Here is a 16,313-nt window from a genome sequence, read left to right as displayed (position 1 = left end):
GCAAAGATTAATTTCGCTTAAATCCGCTCTGCATAAACCGCGTAATATCTAGGCGTGAAATATCTTAAAATAGGTCTAAGTCCCAATTTGTTAACAGGGTTGGTCCATTTTTTTCGACTAATAATTTTCCATCCTGCTTTTTCTAAAAGCCAATCGAATTGCCAGTCCTCAAACTCGTGGTAATGCCTGTCTCGCATATCTGTTTTGCTTCTATATGCGCTGGAAAACCACAATTTAAGAGGAACAGTAGCTACTAATTTATCGGCTTTAATATTTGATAAAACGTTATAAGGAGAAACCAGGTGCTCAAAAATTTCGAATGCCGTTACCACATTATAAGCGTTAGTTTCTACGGCTTTAGTGTTTAGGTCCAGATCTTCCCCTTCTGTATTTTGTACCCTGTAATTATGTTTTTCCATAATTTCTGAAAAAGGGTTTTTTACGCCTAAATCAAGGATTTTTTGAGGGGCGGGTACATTAGCTTCTAAAAACTCTAAAGTTTCCTTGTATCGTTTATTGGGGAAGCTATTTTCGTACATTTAGTATTGGTAAACTATTGCATTTACATTCATTCCAGCTCCAACGCTGGCGAACATCACTACATCGCCTTTTTCAAGTTGTTGATCTGCGATTTTATTTTTTACTACAAGATCATAAAGTGTAGGAACGGTAGCAACACTGCTGTTACCAAGCTCCTGGATAGTCATTGGCATAACATTTTTAGGCGCTTCTAATTGATGAAGTTTATAAAAACGCTTAATAATAGCCTCGTCCATCTTTTCATTGGCCTGGTGAATAAAGACCTTTTTTAGATCTTTTATGCTTTTACCGCTATTTTCCAGACAGGTTTTCATCGCAGCCGGAACATTCATTAATGCAAATTCATAGATCTTGCGGCCGTTCATTTTGATATATCGTAGATCGTCTGGCGCTTCTGTTCGGTTAGATTTTCCGAAGTAAATATAGTTAGCTTCGTTAAAAGCATAAGTGCCTGATTCGTGAGCGAGGATTCCCCCTTCTTCTTCGGTTTCTTCCAAAACCACGGCACCGGCGCCATCAGAAAAAATCATAGAGTCACGGTCGTGTTTATCTACTACTCTAGATAAAGCTTCGGCACCAATTACCAGGCATTTTTTTGCCATTCCGGCTTTCATAAATGCCTGCGCCTGGATGAGTCCTTCAATCCAACCGGGACATCCAAAAAGCACATCATAACCAACACATTTAGGGTTTTTAATTCGTAAATGATATTTAACCCTGGTGGCTATACTTGGTACGGTATCACTCTGAATACTTTCGTGTTTAACGTCGCCATAATTATGAGCTACAATTATGTAATCTAGAGTTTCAGGATCTGTTCCTGCATCTTCCAAAGCTTTTTGGGCAGCAATTACAGCCATATCTGAGGTGTTTAAATTTTCCTCCAAATAACGCCGTTCTTCAATTCCTGTAATTGCTTTAAACTTAGCAATTGTTGTCTTGTTATCTTGCGGAAAACCTGTTCCGTCAAGATTGTAGAATTCATGATTGTCAAAGTCAGCATTTGCGGTTATAACTTTAGGGATATAACTACCTGTGCCGGTAATTTTAATATTCATCTGACTTTTAATTAAGATTAAACTCCGAATGTACTAATTACAAATATAGTGAGCTTTAAAGAAAAAGGAAAAATAAACTAAAATGTGATGAAAGTCACAAAATAAGAAATGCCTGAAAATAGTTTCGGAATCATTTCCGAAGAAAATTTTCAGGCATTTTTAAAAAACCTATGCATCCATATACTCCTCAATAGGAGGGCAGGTGCACATTAGATTTCTGTCTCCAAATGCTTCGTCTACACGTCTTACGCTTGGCCAGAACTTATTTTCTGACACATAATTTAGCGGATAAGCTGCCTTTTCTCTTGTATAAGAGAATTTCCATTCATCTGAAGTTAGCATAGTAATAGTATGTGGTGCATTTTTAAGCACGTTATCTTCTTCGCTATCTAAATCTTCAATTTCCTGTCTAATAGAAATTAATGCATCGCAGAATCTATCCAGTTCAGCTTTGCTTTCACTTTCGGTAGGTTCTATCATCATAGTTCCTGCAACAGGGAAGGAAACAGTAGGAGCATGGAAGCCGTAATCTATCAATCGCTTGGCGATATCCACTACTTCAATTCCATTCTCTTTAAATGGACGACAATCTAAGATCATCTCGTGAGCAGCGCGACCGCGTTCTCCAGAATATAATGTTTTGTAATGTTCGTTTAAACGCTCTTTTATGTAATTGGCATTAAGAATTGCATACTCTGTAGCTTTTTGAAGTCCTTTGCTGCCCAACATGGTTATATAACCATAAGAAATAAGGCAAACTAAAGAGGAACCCCATGGTGCTGAAGAAATTGCGCCAATAGCATTTTCACCACCGGTTTTTATTACCGGGTTTCCTGGTAAAAACGGTTTTAATTGTTCTGCAACGCAAATTGGTCCAACTCCCGGGCCACCGCCTCCGTGAGGAATTGCGAAAGTTTTATGTAGGTTTAAATGACAAACATCGGCGCCAATAACTCCCGGATTTGTTAAGCCAACCTGGGCGTTCATATTTGCACCATCCATATAAACCTGCCCGCCATTATTATGAATAATTTGAGTGATTTCTTTAATAGCCGATTCAAAAACCCCGTGGGTAGAAGGATAGGTTACCATTAAAGCGGCAAGGTTATCTTTGTGTTTTATCGCTTTTTCGCGAAGATCATCTACATCTATATTTCCGTTTTCTGAAGCTTTGGTTACCACTACTTTCATTCCCGCCATTACTGCGGAAGCTGGGTTAGTACCGTGAGCCGATGAAGGGATTAAACATATATTTCTATGTCCTTCACCTCTAGATTCATGGTAAGCTCTAATAGTCATCAAGCCGGCATATTCTCCCTGTGCACCAGAATTTGGCTGAAGCGAAGTTGCAGAAAATCCGGTGATTTCTGTTAATTGATCTTCCAGTCTTTTTAATACGATCTGGTAACCTTCTGCCTGTTCTACCGGTACAAATGGGTGAATATTTCCCCATTGCGGATTGCTTAAAGGAAGCATTTCTGAAGCTGCGTTTAATTTCATGGTACAGCTTCCAAGCGAAATCATAGACTGGTTCAAAGAAAGATCTTTGCGTTCCAGATTTTTGATATAACGCATCAGTTCAGTTTCTGAATGGTAAAGGTTGAATACTTTATGCGTTAAAAATTCGGTTTTTCTCTGTAATGCTGAAGGAATTGCAGACTCCTCTTTCAAACTTTCAACTTCAGTAGATTTTTCACCTGAAACTGTAGCGAAAACCTTCAAAATATTATTAATGTCTTCCTGCGTTGTAGTCTCGTTTAAAGAAATACAAACCGTTTCAGCATCTGGATAATAGAAATTAATCTCGTTCTTTTCGGCTTCAGCCTTAATTTTTTGAGCATCAGCTTTCACCTGAAGCGTATCAAAATAAGCTGAATTAAGCTGCTTAATACCCATTTTCTCAAGTTCTTCAGCTAAAGTAACTGTAGAAAAATGAACGGTATCAGCAATATATTTTAGACCATCGGGCCCGTGGTAAACTGCATACATTCCTGCCATCACAGCCAATAAAACCTGCGCGGTACAAATGTTAGAAGTAGCGCGGTCACGTTTAATATGCTGCTCGCGGGTTTGGAGCGCCATTCTTAAGGCGTGGTTGCCATCAAGATCTTTAGTTACCCCAATAATTCTTCCGGGAAGATTTCTTTTGTATTCTTCTTTAGTAGCAAAATAAGCAGCGTGTGGCCCACCATAACCTAATGGGATTCCAAAACGCTGAGTAGTTCCCACAACTACATCTACACCAAGTTCTCCCGGTGCCTGTAGTTTTACCAAACTCAAAATATCGGCAGCAACAGCTACTTTTATCTCAGCATCTTTACATTTTGATACAAAATCGGCATAGTTAAAAACCTGTCCGAATTTTCCTGGATATTGTACTAAAGCTCCAAAGAATTTATCACTAAAGTCAAATTCTTCATGATTACCAACCACTAGCTCGATGCCCATAAAATCGGCACGTGTTTTAATAAGATCTATAGTTTGTGGTAACGCCTGTTCAGAAACAAAGAATTTATTTACATCGTCTTTCTTCTGCTTACGATCGCGAACAGCGAATAAAAGTCCCATAGCCTCTGCCGCTGCGGTAGATTCATCTAAAAGCGAGGCATTGGCAATTTCCATTCCGGTAAGATCGCTTACCATAGTTTGGAAATTTAATAAAGCTTCCAGTCTTCCCTGGGCAATTTCTGCCTGGTAAGGCGTGTAGGCTGTATACCAACCCGGGTTTTCCAAAATATTTCGTTGTATCACCGCTGGCAATATTCCCTGGTGGTAACCAAGACCTATATAGGTTTTAAAAACCTTGTTTTTTGCAGCTAGTTTGCCAATATGCTCGGCATATTGATTTTCGCTAAGTGCAGCAGGTAAATTTAAGGGTGATTTTAAACGAATATCGTCGGGGATGGTTTCGTATATTAACTGTTCTAACGAATCTACACCAATGGTGTCCAACATTGCCTGGAGATTGCTTTCTCTGGGGCCAATATGGCGTAGGGCAAAAGAATCTGTTCTCATTAAAATAAAGTTGTGTTTTGTGCTGCAAAAGTACGTATTTTAAACGTAATTTTTTAGTGATTAGACGTATGCACTTGTTAAGATTTAAAGCGTCAGTTTTGGTTGTGAGAAGAATGATTAATTTAGCAGGATGCAGCGTTTTAAAAATATATTAGATTTCTATATAAATAGTAGTCTGCACGTGGCTTTAGCCGTGGTTTCATTAAGCTTAATAAGCTTCCTCGAATACAATATTAAAATTGATAAAAATCTGCTGTTTTTTATTTTCTTCGGAAGCATTACCGGCTATAATTTTGTGAAGTATGCCGGTATTGCTAAACTTCATCACGCCAGCCTGGCCCGAAACCTAAAACTCATACAGATTTTCTCTTTTTTTTGTTTCGTGGCTTTGCTTTATTTCGCTTTTCAGCAAGAATTAAAAATACTTTTAGCTGCTGCTATCTTAGGAGTTTTTACTTTACTGTATGCTATTCCTTTAGGGAAAAACAGGCAGAACCTTAGAAATATTGGGGGAATTAAAATATTTATTATCGCCGTGGTTTGGGCTGGAGTGACAGTTATATTGCCACTATTGAATCAGGTTAATTTAAAGGAAATCGGACTTACTTTTTTTCAACGTTTTTTCTTCGTGATCGCTATAACGCTTCCGTTTGAGATAAGGGATTTAAAGTTTGATTCTGGGGATTTAAATACAATTCCGCAGCAAATTGGAATAGCGAATACTAAAAAAATCGGTTATGTTTTACTAGGAATCATATTGCTATTGGAATTTCTGAAATCTTATTTTTCAATAATCAACTTAATTTCTTTAGGTCTTACTTTATTAGTTTCGGCATATTTTATAAAAGCGGCACGTATAGATCAGGGAGGTTATTATTCGGCTTTCTGGGTGGAAGGAATTCCGGTGTTTTGGCTTTTAATTTGGCTGCTGACTAAGATTCTCCTTTAGCCATTTCTTTTTCAATACTGTTTTTCCAGGCTTTTTTTTCTTCTTCAGAACAAGTTTTAAGCTTAGATTTTTTTATTAAATGGGTGAGTTTAGTGTTTTTGGAAGTGTACTTGCGGCAGGGTTTGCATAAAAGCAAATGCATGAGCATGGATAGTTTTTCGCGTGTTCCGGCCTCGTCGTATTGGCTTTTGTCACAGCAGTTTTCTGCTTTTGAACAGTCAAAAATGAAAAATTTTCTTTTCGGCATAACTTAGAACCAGTTTTTTTCAAGGCATGCGGCCAATGCGGTGCGCGCCCTGTGAATGATTACCCAAAGGTTAGACGGACTAATATTGAATTCTTTACATACGGCCTCAGTATCAGCCTCATCAATGGTTTTCATCTTAAAGATGGCGGCGTGTTTTTCGTTTATTTGATCGAGACACTCTAAAATAGCCATTCCCAACTCGGTGTTTTCCATCTCATCTTCGGCAGTACGATCAAAAGCATCGGCTACCTGTTCCTCCATCCAATCGCCATTATTTTCAGAATCTGAATAATTGATGCGAACTTCGGCCTGACCTTTTATAGAGTTTATTTTGCGGTAATAATCTATGATTTTTCGCTTCAAAATAGAAATAAGCCAGGTGCGCTCTGTGGCCCTTCCTTCAAAATTATCTTTAGAATTAAGGCCTGCAAGAAAGGTTTCAGAAATTAAATCGTTGGCCACCTCGCGATCGTTAACCCTAACAATAGCGTAGTTAAATAGGTAATCGGAATATTTATCCACCCATTTTGTAGGATCGAGTTTATGAGTTGGCATAGGCTTACTTCAAGGTCAAATCAAAATTAACAAAAGTATTTGACATTATAAGTTATAGATCTTATAAGGTTTTTAAGGTGGAAAATTGATTAAAAAATATAAAAGGTTGTCTGAATTAATCGTCATCCTGAATTTATTTCAGGATCTAAGATTTTATTAATTAAAACAAGTTAGAAGCTGAAACAAGTTCAGCTTGACAACATGGTGTATCAGACAACCTTCTTATTAGTTTTACTTCTCAATTAATCCGGCGCGTTTTAGCAAAGCATCGGGTTTGGGCTCTTTTCCTCGGAAATTCTTATAAAGTGTCATTGGGTGATCTGTGCCGCCCTGGGAAAGTATATTCGTCTTGAATTTATTCGCAACTTCCCTGCTAAAGATCCCGTTTTGCTGAAAATATTCAAAAGTATCGGCATCTAATACTTCTGCCCATTTATAGGAATAATATCCTGCAGAATATCCGCCCTGGAAAATATGTGAGAACGCCGTGCTCATACAGTTTTCAGCAACATTTGGGAATAATTTTGTGCGTTCAAAAGCTTTTTCTTCGTTTGCTTTAACATTAGTAATTGCTGAAGGATCTACACCGTGCCAGCTGAGGTCTAACATTCCAAAGCTTAGTTGTCTTACCGTAGCCATTCCTTCCTGGAAATTTGCAGATTCTTTTATTTTTTGAACCAATTCCATTGGAATTACTTCCCCGGTTTCGTAATGCTTCGCGAACAACTGAAGCGCTTCCTTTTCATAACACCAGTTTTCTAATAACTGACTTGGAAGTTCTACAAAATCCCAGTAGACATTAGCACCCGATAAACTTGGATATTCAGTATCTGCCATCATCCCGTGAAGTGCATGACCAAATTCGTGGAAAAGCGTGGTAACTTCATTGAAAGTTAATAATGAAGGTTGTTTTTTAGACGGTTTGGTAAAGTTGCAAACAATAGAAATATGCGGACGTTCTTCCTCTCCATCTTTTTTGTATTGCGATTTGTAACCCGTCATCCAGGCCCCATCTCTTTTTCCCGGCCTTGGGTGGAAATCGGCGTAAAACAGGGCCATTTCCTTATTGTTTTCGTCAAGTACCTGGTAGGTTTTTACATCTTCATGATATTTATCTACATCAAAAACTTCTTTAAAACTCAAGCCGTAAAGTTTTTGGGCTACTGTAAATACACCGTCTATTACATTCTCAAGTTTAAAATAAGGTTTCAGTTTTTCGTCATCGAGATTGAATAATTTCTGTTTTAATTTTTCGCTGTAAAAAGCTGCGTCCCATTTTTGTAATTGGTCAATTCCGTCCAGGTCTTTAGCGAAATTTTCTAATTCTTTGAATTCGCGTTCAGCTGCAGGTTTTGCTTTTTCAAGAATTTCGTCTAAAAAACTATTCACTTTTTCGGGAGTTTCAGCCATACGCTCTTCCAATACAAAATGTGCATGGGTTTTATAACCTAAAAGCTGTGCACGCTGATATCTTAGCTTGGCAATTTGCAGCACATTCTCCTGGTTGTCTAACTCATCGCCGTGAAATCCTTTAGAACCAAAAGCGAGAGCCATTTTCTTGCGCAGTTCCCTGTTTTCAGCGTATTTCATGAAAGGAAGGTAGCTTGGGTATTCAAGGGTAAAGATCCAGCCTTCTTTTTCTTTGGAAGCGGCTACTTGAGCAGCTTCTTCTTTAAAACTTTCCGGTAGGCCTTTTAGATCATTTTCATCGGTAAGATGTAGCTCGAATTTATTGGTTTCGGCAAGTACGTTTTGGCCAAAATCTAAGCTTAACTTTGAAAGTTTTTTATCTATATCTCTAAGTTCGTTTTGCTTTTCGATAGGCAGGTTGGCTCCGTTTCGGGAGAATGCTTTGTATTTTCGATCTAAAAGGGTTTTTTGCTCGGTATTTAGGTCGAGCTGGTCTTTCTTATTGTAAACCGATTTCACTTTTTCAAAAAGGGCTTTATTCAGAATAATATCATTTCTAAATTCAGATAAAAGCGGCGAAACTTCCTGGGCAATTTGCTGAATTTCCTCATTGGTTTCCGCAGAATTAAGGTTGAAAAATATACTGGTTACTCTATCTAATTTTTCTCCTGAAAATTCTAAAGTTTCAATGGTATTTGGGAAAGTAGCTTTGTCGGAATTTGATACAATCGCATTAATTTCTTCCCGAGCCATTTCAATGGCCTTTATTATAGCGGGTTTGAAATGCTCATTCTTAATTTTTGAAAATGGAGCGTGATCAAATTCCTGTAAAAGTGGATTATTTTGAGTGGTCATTATATCTTCTTTGTTTTAATGGTCTAATTTATTTATTAATCATGGGCTAACCGAGAAGGCAGATGTACTTAACCTAAATTTGACGTTTTTAATAACTTTTTTTAACACAAAACGGTGTTTTTCTGCAAAAAAATGTATATTCGACGCTTAAATTATTGTAGTAGCTTTAAAGTTTTTCTGGTTTAAATATTTAGAATGGTTAATAAATAATTTTTTACAGATTTAGGTAAGTTTACTACAAAGAAAGCCACGTCGCAAGACGTGGCTTTTGTTATTTTTTCACCTTTTTGGCGCCTTCAATCACTTTCTCTTTAAGTCCTTCTTTATAGACTAATATCTTATCTAAAGTGCATTTGTCTGAAGTTCCAATAATTTGCGCGGCTAGGATTCCTGCATTTTTTGCTCCATTTAAAGCTACTGTGGCAACCGGAACTCCTCCCGGCATTTGTAAAATAGATAAAACCGAATCCCAGCCATCTATTGAATTGCTGGATTTTACCGGAACACCAATTACTGGAAGTGGGGAGAGTGATGCTATCATTCCCGGCAGGTGAGCTGCGCCTCCGGCACCGGCTATAATTACTTTGATTCCGCGTTCGTGTGCGGTTTTTCCGTATTCAAATAATTTTTCTGGGGTGCGGTGAGCAGAAACGATATCTACTTCTACTTCCAGGTCAAAACCTTCCAGGATATCTATTGCATCCTGCATTACCGGTAAATCGCTGGTGCTTCCCATTATTACTGCTACTTTGCTCATAATTTTATGTTCAAAACTTCGAAAAGTTTATTGTTTAGAAATAACTTTAATTGAATTCTTAACTTCTTCGGCTATTTTTCTCGCTTCAGCCAGGTCTTTGTTAACAATGGTTACGTGTCCCATTTTTCTGAATGGGCGGGTGATTTTCTTGCCGTAAATGTGAGGCGTCACACCCGGCATCTTCATTATTTTTTCGATATTCTCGTAAACTACTTCGCCTTCGTGACTGGTATCGCCCACTAAATTTACCATAATTCCGCCGACTTTACTATCGGTTATTCCCAGCGGAAGGTCTAGAATAGCGCGAATATGTTGTTCGAACTGGTTAGTGTAGCTCGCCTCAATACTGTAATGCCCACTGTTGTGAGGTCTGGGGGCGACTTCGTTTACCAGTATTTCATCATTTTCAGTCTGAAACATTTCTACCGCCAGTAAACCAACATGCTCAAATGCTTCGGAAACCTTAACCGCGAGTTCCCGGGCCTTTGTTGCTACGGTATCTTCAATACGGGCCGGGCAGATTACATATTCTACCTGGTTTGCCGTAGGATGAAATTCCATTTCTACCACGGGATAGGTTTTTACTTCCCCTGAAGCCGATCTTGCAACGATCACCGCTAATTCATTCTTAAAAGGAACAAGGTTTTCAGCTATACATTCAGCATCTGCAAGATCATTTAATGCTTCTTTGGTTTTTATAACAGAAACCCCCTTGCCATCATAACCTCCGGTGGTGCTTTTCCAAACAAAAGGGAAACTGATTTTGTTGTTTTCCAGAGCGGAAATTAGATATTTCTTGGACGAAAAAACTTCAAAATCCACAGTTGGGATTTGATGTTTTTTATAGAAATTCTTTTGAATTCCTTTATTCTGTATTTTTTCTAAAGTCTCAGCAGAGGGATAGGTTTTAATGCCTTCCTGCTCTAATTGCTTTAAAGCTTCAATATTTACGCCTTCAATTTCAAAAGTGAGGACGTCGACTTTTCTTCCGAAGTTAACTACGGTATCAAAATCCATAAGATCACCGGTTTCAAAATAATCGCAGGCAATTTTGCAGGGTGCTTCAGGATTAGGCTCCAAAACATTGGTTTGAATATCGTATTTACGAGTTTCGTAGAGCATCATTTTGCCTAACTGCCCGCCGCCAAGTATTCCTAATTTAAAGTTTGAAGAAAAATAATTGATCATGCCGTAAAAGTTTCAGCAAAAATAAATTTTTAGGTCAAGTTGTGCTATTATTCTTATGGAAATCTGGCAGTTTGGGTTGTTAAGAATCCTTATCTTTGCTCTTTAAAATTTTTCAGATTTGATAAAACTACACGATTTAGAATTTGAGCCCTACATTTCAGAGGAAGAAATCAACGTGGCCATAGACAAAGTAGCCCAAAAGCTTAACGAAGATTATTTGGATGCAAATCCTATTTTTTTAGGTGTACTTAACGGCTCATTTATGTTTGCCAGTGAAGTAATAAAAAGATTTTCTGGAGATTGTGAAGTGAGTTTCGTGAAACTTGGTTCTTATGAAGGCACGCAAACTACCGGGACTGTAAAAACACTCTTAGGTTTAAACCAATCTTTAAAAGGCAGAAAAGTAATTTTGCTGGAGGATATTGTGGATACCGGAAATACTTTAGAAGAAATCAATAAGATTCTTTTAAAGGAAGAGGTTGCCAATTACGAAGTAGCGACTTTGTTTTACAAACCTGAAGCTTATAAAAAAGAATTCAATATTAAATATAGAGGAATGGAGATTCCTAATAAATTTATTGTGGGTTATGGCCTGGATTATGACGGTCTGGGACGTAACCTTACACAAGTCTATAAACTTAAATAAAAAAACATGACAAATTTGGTTTTGTTTGGCCCTCCTGGCGCCGGCAAAGGAACTCAGGCAGACATCTTAAAAGAAAAATATCAGCTAATTCATATCTCTACTGGAGATGTATTTAGATATAATATTAAGAATAAAACCGAATTGGGCCTGAATGCTAAATCTTTTATAGATAAAGGTCAGTTAGTCCCTGATGAGGTAACCATAAAAATGTTGAACGCTGAAGTTGATAAAAACGAAGGCGCTAACGGATTTATTTTTGATGGTTTTCCACGAACTGCTGCCCAGGCCGATGCTTTAGCTGAATTATTAAAGTTGAAGAATACCGAAGTTACCGCGATGATCGCTTTAGAAGTTGATGACGAGATTTTGGTAGATAGGCTTTTGGAAAGAGGAAAAACCTCTGGAAGAAAAGATGATGCTGATGAATCGGTAATAAGGAACAGGATCAAGGTTTATTACAACGAAACTGCAGTTCTTAAAGAATATTATAAAAAACAGGACAAGTATTACGGGGTGGATGGAGTAGGATCTATCGAAGAAATTACCCAACGCTTAAGTGCAGTGATTGATAAGCTACAGGCTTAATCCAGAGATTGTTATGAAGATATAATGGATTGCGATTTATACCTAGGGTTTCTCCAGAGGTAGATTAAATTTTTGAAAATATGACTGAAGGGAATTTTGTTGATTATGTAAAGATACACGTAGCTTCCGGGAAAGGAGGTAGTGGTTCTTCGCACCTACACCGCGAAAAGTACATTGCGAAAGGTGGCCCCGATGGTGGTGATGGTGGCCGTGGTGGCCATGTGATTGTGAAAGGGAACAAAAACCTTTGGACACTTTATCATTTAAAATTTAAAAGACATATTCGTGCCGAACACGGTGGGAATGGAAGTAAGCAACGCAGTAGCGGTGCAGAAGGTTCTGATGAATATATTGAGGTGCCTTTAGGAACAGTAATTAGAGATACCGAAACCCAAAAGGTTATTCATGAAATTACCGAAGACGGAAAGGAATATCTCGTTGCCGAAGGTGGAATGGGTGGCCGTGGAAACTGGCATTTTAAAAGTTCTACAAACCAAACCCCGCGCTATTCTCAGCCTGGGATTGACGGTACAGAAGTAGATATTACTCTTGAGCTAAAAGTTTTAGCAGATGTTGGTCTGGTTGGTTTTCCTAATGCCGGAAAATCTACTTTATTGTCGGTAATTACCGCTGCAAAACCTAAGATAGCCGATTACGAGTTTACTACGTTGAAACCTAATTTGGGTATTGTAGAATATCGCGATTTTAAAACTTTTGTAGTTGCTGATATTCCTGGAATTATTGAAGGCGCTGCGGAAGGAAGAGGTATTGGGCATAGGTTCTTAAGACATATTGAAAGAAACTCTACGTTATTGTTCTTGATCCCTGCCGATGCTCCTAATATTTCTGAGCAATATGAAATCTTACTGGATGAATTGCGCAGATATAATCCTGAAATGCTGGATAAAGACCGGCTTATTGCTATTTCTAAAAGTGATATGTTAGATGCTGAGTTAAAGTTGGAAATGAAACACGAGTTGGATAAAAATTTAGGTGCTCCTTACCTGTTTATTTCATCGGTAGCACAACAGGGTTTAACCGAACTTAAAGATAGGTTATGGGAAATGCTAAATAAAGAACCTTCTTAAATACTTCAATTTGCATTATTAATAAGGCTTGTTTTTAATAGAGGTTTTTGATAATCTTTAGATTTTCTGAACGGTTTTTGATTAAATTTAAGCAGCGTGGATGTATTTCTTCGCTGCTTTTTTATGTAAAAAAATTAAAACTTCATCTCATGAAACTAATAAAATTACTTTTTGTTTGTGCCCTGCTATCCTCTTGCAATACGCCAAAAGCTGCATATGATTATGATGATACAGTCAGCTTTAATAATTATAAAACTTATCAGCTTTTTCCCGATTTTCAAACAGGTCTATCCCAATTAGATGAAACCCGTCTTATTACCAGTATAAAAAACGGAATGGAAAGTAAAGGCTTTTCAACCTCTGAAGAGCCTGATGTTTTTGTAAACGCATATTCCAGGGAGTTTATGGATCAAAACCGAAGCAGTATTGGAATTGGAGTTGGCGGCGGTGGAAGAAGTGGAGGGGTAGGAGTTTCCGGAGGAATTCCTATTGAGAATAATTCGGTAATTCTTGAGGTAACAATAGACTTTATAGATGTTGCTGAAGATTCTTTAGTATGGCAGGCTATTGTGGAAACCAAATTTAATCCAAACGCTTCTCCTGAAGAACGTAGAGCGATGTTTGACGAAATTGTGCAGAAAGCTTTAGAAGGCTATCCTCCTAACGAATAATTTATGTAGCTATTTTTTCTAAAATCAACTATTGAAAATTTCACAATAAAAAAGCCCCGGGAATTTCCGGGGCTTTTCACATTTTGGTTGGTTAGTTAGTAGCTAACCTATGAAAGATCTATTCTTTATCTTCCATTTCGTTAGAATTCATAGTGTCTTCATTATTCATAATGGTGAATTCACTACGTCTATTCTTAGCATACTGCTCTGCAGTACAACCTGTAGGTTGCGTACAGTCATTAAGTGGCATGCTTTCTCCGTAGCCTTTAGAAGTTAATCTGCTGCGGTCTATACCGTTTTCAACAAGATACTCTAAAGTAGAAGCTGCACGTCTCTCAGAAAGTGCCATGTTATATTTATCTGAACCTCTTGCATCAGCGTGAGAACCAATTTCAATTAGCAGCTCAGGATACTTATTCATGATATTTACAACTTTATCAAGTGTTGGTTTAGACTCCTCTTTGATAGTAGATTTATCGAAAGCGAAGTAAATATTTCCAACATCCTTTAATTGTTGTCTACCCGTTTCAAGGTTGGTTTCTCTGTCGTCAAAATCAACAACTGGAGGAACATAATCTTCTCTGGTAAATACATAAAGGTTATCTGAACCTCTTCGGTTAGAAGCAAGGTATCCTTTTTGGTTTTCTTCGTCTATTACAAAGGCGAAATCATCGTGACCACTATTTACAGTATTACCAAGATTTTGAGCTTCGTTAAAATCTCCTTCAGCTCTAAATACATCTAAGTTACCAAATCCCTGGTGTCCATCTGAAGCGAAATAAAGTACTCCTTCTTCGCTAATGTAAGGAAATTGCTCACGGTGTGGAGTGTTAATTCCAGTACCAAGATTTTCTGGCTCCCCGTAAGTTCCGTCTTCATTTACATCTACAACATAGATATCAAAAGAACCTTCAGAACCTGGCATATCGCTGGCAAAATAAAGTTTGCTTCCATCAGCACTTAAGCTTGGGTGTTCAGTAGAAAATTCATCGCTAGTAAAAGGAAGTGCTTCGATATTGCTCCATTCGCCATCTACCATTTCTGCACGGAAGATTTTAATATGGGCAACTCTAATTCCTTCTTCGTTCTTTACTCTGTTTTCACTGTTACGGTCAAAATACATTACCTGGCCATCCTGACTAAAAGTTGCAGAACTCTCGTGCTCATCGGTATTAATTTTATCTGAAAATAATACGATATCACTTAGTTCACCATCTTCAGACATTTCAGCAGTGTAAAGATCTAGTGTTGGCTTTTTGTTCCAAGGATAAACCGGACGCTCCTGATTTCTAGTTGAAGCAAAAGCAATTCGATCTCCGTAAAAAGCAATACCAAAATCAGCTGAAGCACTGTTGTTCATGATTTGCTCAGTAGTATAAACGTGAGGTGCCACAGTATCTAATTTACGAGCAAAATCTTCGTAGTTTACTTCTTCACCAGTATAATCACTCATATACTCGTTAGCTTCATCCTGGTTTCCTATAGCGCGTAAAGAATGTGCAAAGCGAAACTGATATTCCGGAGCGGTATTCTCTTCGTGTCTAAGGAAGAGTGTGCGGTAAACTTCCGCAGCACTTTCCATTTGATTGGTGTAGAAATAAGCATCTCCCAGATTTTGTAAAACCTGCTGATTCTTATCTACTACTTTTTCATAAGCTTCTGCAGCGTCCATGTATGCTCTTTGAACAAACAATTTATCTGCCTTCTTTATTTCGGCGCTTTGCCCAAAAGCGGCAAGGCCTATAAAAAGAATAAAAAGGGTACTATATAAATTTTTCATATTATTCGTTTTTTAGAAGAATCTAGGTGATTTGTCATATCCTTTGGTAAGACCAAACAGGTCAAGATCAAACAACAACATTACCTCGTGAGTTCCGCCTAAATTGTAATTAGCGAATTCTGAAGTAAAGTGATCGTAAGCATACCCTACACGTAGTGAAGGCGTGATCTTGAAGTTTACAAGTCCTGTGATGGTTTCATTAAATCTGTAACCAACACCGGCTTCTAACCTATCGTATAACAAAACGTTTGCAGTAACATCTACTGCCAACGGAGCACCTTGAACACCTCTTGCCATAAAAGCAGGCTTCAATTTAAGATCTGGATTAAGTTGAAAAACGTATCCACCGGTTAAATAGTAATGGATTTCCTCTTCACCTAATGCTGCAATCTCCTGTTCGTTCTCAATGTATTTTGAAGTAAACAAGTTAGGAGCTGAAGCACCTAAATAATAATTATCTCCAAACCAAAAAGCACCTACTCCAAACACCGGGAAAACTTCGTTTACATTTTCCAAAGCTGGATCTGTAGGATCGTTTACCTGTAAACCAGAAAGGCTTGCATCAAAAGTGGTAAGACCACCTTTAAGACCAAAAGAGATTTTGCTCTCTCCACCCGTTGGGATCACATAAGCGAAATCGGCAGTAATATTGTTTTCTTTTACAATACCACCAATTTCATCGTGAACCACGGTTAAACCAAGTTCTACTCTTTCACTAATTGGAGTGTGCGCAAAGAAGTTGGCGGTGCTTGGAGCACCGTCAACATTTTGCCATTGAGATCTGTAAATACCCCCCAGGTTTAGCATACCTGGATCATCGGTAGCGTAAGCTGGGTTTATAACACTCATATTATACATATACTGAGTGAACAGGGGGTCTTGCTGAGCCATCCCCTTTAATGAGAAAAGGATAATGCCAGCGAATATTAAATATTTTGTGATTGTTTTTTTCATTTCTTTCTAATGTTT

15 protein-coding genes are annotated in these 16,313 nt (G+C 37.9%); 5 read left to right on the top strand and 10 right to left on the bottom strand.

Annotation, left to right across the window (positions count from 1 at the left end; genetic code table 11):
• Positions 1-17 precede the first annotated feature (17 nt).
• The 3 genes from APB85_RS15290 to gcvP all read right to left on the bottom strand — a co-directional run bounded on the left by APB85_RS15290 (position 18) and on the right by gcvP (position 4,613).
• Positions 18-539 carry a class I SAM-dependent methyltransferase gene (locus tag APB85_RS15290; RefSeq protein WP_057482267.1) on the bottom strand — a complete coding sequence of 174 codons (522 nt, stop codon included), beginning with the start codon at positions 537-539 and terminating at the stop codon, positions 18-20.
• A complete protein-coding gene (locus APB85_RS15285; protein ID WP_057482266.1) occupies positions 540-1,598 on the bottom strand; it encodes a 3-oxoacyl-ACP synthase III family protein in 1,059 nt (352 codons plus the stop codon).
• A 168-nt stretch (positions 1,599-1,766) separates the two neighbouring features.
• Positions 1,767-4,613 carry an aminomethyl-transferring glycine dehydrogenase gene (gcvP, locus tag APB85_RS15280; RefSeq protein ID WP_057482265.1) on the bottom strand — a complete coding sequence of 949 codons (2,847 nt, stop codon included), beginning with the start codon at positions 4,611-4,613 and terminating at the stop codon, positions 1,767-1,769.
• A 130-nt stretch (positions 4,614-4,743) separates the two neighbouring features.
• Here gcvP and APB85_RS15275 point away from each other — a divergent pair, with 130 nt between their 5' ends.
• Complete coding sequence (locus tag APB85_RS15275; RefSeq protein ID WP_057482264.1) at positions 4,744-5,562, top strand: UbiA prenyltransferase family protein; 819 nt, start codon at positions 4,744-4,746, stop codon at positions 5,560-5,562.
• Here APB85_RS15275 and APB85_RS15270 read toward each other — a convergent pair.
• From APB85_RS15270 to APB85_RS15250, 5 genes are all read right to left on the bottom strand, one after another.
• The gene (locus APB85_RS15270) at positions 5,546-5,809 is read right to left on the bottom strand and encodes a hypothetical protein (RefSeq protein ID WP_057482263.1); all 264 of its coding nucleotides are present in this window, start codon (positions 5,807-5,809) and stop codon (positions 5,546-5,548) included. The two genes, APB85_RS15275 and APB85_RS15270, sit on opposite strands and share 17 nt — an antisense overlap.
• Before the next feature lie 3 nt (positions 5,810-5,812).
• Positions 5,813-6,364, bottom strand: coding sequence for a sigma-70 family RNA polymerase sigma factor (locus APB85_RS15265; protein ID WP_037319151.1), 552 nt, complete (start codon positions 6,362-6,364; stop codon positions 5,813-5,815).
• A 231-nt stretch (positions 6,365-6,595) separates the two neighbouring features.
• Complete coding sequence (locus APB85_RS15260; RefSeq protein WP_057482262.1) at positions 6,596-8,629, bottom strand: M3 family metallopeptidase; 2,034 nt, start codon at positions 8,627-8,629, stop codon at positions 6,596-6,598.
• A gap of 271 nt (positions 8,630-8,900) precedes the next feature.
• Positions 8,901-9,386, bottom strand: a complete 486-nt coding sequence (purE, locus tag APB85_RS15255) for a 5-(carboxyamino)imidazole ribonucleotide mutase (protein ID WP_037319155.1) — start codon at positions 9,384-9,386, stop codon at positions 8,901-8,903.
• Between the two features lie 27 nt (positions 9,387-9,413).
• Positions 9,414-10,574 carry a 5-(carboxyamino)imidazole ribonucleotide synthase gene (locus APB85_RS15250; RefSeq protein WP_057482261.1) on the bottom strand — a complete coding sequence of 387 codons (1,161 nt, stop codon included), beginning with the start codon at positions 10,572-10,574 and terminating at the stop codon, positions 9,414-9,416.
• A 118-nt stretch (positions 10,575-10,692) separates the two neighbouring features.
• On the opposite strand from APB85_RS15250, the gene hpt reads away from it, so the two are divergent.
• From hpt to APB85_RS15230, 4 genes are all read left to right on the top strand, one after another.
• Positions 10,693-11,220, top strand: coding sequence for a hypoxanthine phosphoribosyltransferase (gene hpt / locus APB85_RS17530; protein WP_057482260.1), 528 nt, complete (start codon positions 10,693-10,695; stop codon positions 11,218-11,220).
• Positions 11,221-11,226: 6 nt separating this feature from the next.
• Positions 11,227-11,805, top strand: coding sequence for an adenylate kinase (locus APB85_RS17525; protein ID WP_057482259.1), 579 nt, complete (start codon positions 11,227-11,229; stop codon positions 11,803-11,805).
• A gap of 80 nt (positions 11,806-11,885) precedes the next feature.
• The gene (gene obgE / locus APB85_RS15235) at positions 11,886-12,893 is read left to right on the top strand and encodes a GTPase ObgE (protein ID WP_057482258.1); all 1,008 of its coding nucleotides are present in this window, start codon (positions 11,886-11,888) and stop codon (positions 12,891-12,893) included.
• Positions 12,894-13,042: 149 nt separating this feature from the next.
• The gene (locus APB85_RS15230; protein ID WP_057482343.1) at positions 13,043-13,564 is read left to right on the top strand and encodes a DUF4136 domain-containing protein; all 522 of its coding nucleotides are present in this window, start codon (positions 13,043-13,045) and stop codon (positions 13,562-13,564) included.
• A gap of 118 nt (positions 13,565-13,682) precedes the next feature.
• Here APB85_RS15230 and APB85_RS15225 read toward each other — a convergent pair whose 3' ends face one another.
• Positions 13,683-15,344 carry an OmpA family protein gene (locus APB85_RS15225; RefSeq protein ID WP_057482257.1) on the bottom strand — a complete coding sequence of 554 codons (1,662 nt, stop codon included), beginning with the start codon at positions 15,342-15,344 and terminating at the stop codon, positions 13,683-13,685.
• Between the two features lie 12 nt (positions 15,345-15,356).
• Complete coding sequence (locus APB85_RS15220; protein ID WP_057482256.1) at positions 15,357-16,298, bottom strand: PorP/SprF family type IX secretion system membrane protein; 942 nt, start codon at positions 16,296-16,298, stop codon at positions 15,357-15,359.
• Between the last annotated feature and the right edge of the window lie 15 nt (positions 16,299-16,313).

The organism is Salegentibacter mishustinae (genome assembly GCF_002900095.1).
Taxonomy (GTDB): Bacteria; Bacteroidota; Bacteroidia; order Flavobacteriales; family Flavobacteriaceae; genus Salegentibacter; species Salegentibacter mishustinae.
The sequence above is the reverse complement of the archived record's forward strand: the minus strand, read 5'-3'. Positions and strand labels throughout refer to the sequence as shown.